Source organism: Kitasatospora nipponensis (assembly GCF_039528135.1).
GTDB classification, from domain to species: Bacteria; Actinomycetota; Actinomycetes; order Streptomycetales; family Streptomycetaceae; genus Kitasatospora; species Kitasatospora nipponensis.
In genome coordinates this window covers 1-513 of the sequence record NZ_BAAALF010001178.1, presented here as the reverse complement: position 1 = coordinate 513, position 513 = coordinate 1, and the positions used below count along the sequence as shown (strand labels likewise).

Here is a 513-nt window from a genome sequence, read left to right as displayed (position 1 = left end):
CCTTGACCGCTACCGGCTTCCCCTCAGCCGGTGGTGGCCCGATCCCTCCCAGCTGCGCATCGTCATCCCCGTATGGCTCCACCCCGTCGCCTTCGACCTGGTCATCCGAAGCGAACAGGCCCGACTCAACGGCGCAACCAACCGCGGGGCCCTCATCTATGCCAGCCAGCTCCTCAACCCCCATCAGTAGGAGGTCGTCCATGCACAGCGAGTGGGACAACGCCCACACCAGCAGCACAACCCGACCCGGCCCATCCGGACTCGCCGAGACCGAAGCCGACTGGCGCCACCACCTTGCACACGAGACGCCCAACGGCTGGCTGCTGAGCGGCAACGCCATGACCACGACGCTGACCTCGGGACGCCCCATCCACCTGATGCACACCACTGTGGCCCTGGACGCGATCCGCGCCAGCGCACACCTCTATGCCTCTACCGGCTGCCTGGTCGCGGCCCTCTACTGCGCGCCCCTCACCCCCGAGCCCGCCGGCCTCCGCCCCCACAACCTGGGCA

At 68.8% G+C, this 513-nt stretch carries 2 pseudogenes; both read left to right on the top strand.

The annotated features are described in order from the left end of the window. A pseudogene (locus tag ABD323_RS45525) lies at nt 1–190 on the top strand (hypothetical protein); the annotation flags it as partial. Nucleotides 191–200: 10 nt separating this feature from the next. Further along, nucleotides 201–513, top strand: a pseudogene (locus ABD323_RS45520) (hypothetical protein); the annotation flags it as partial.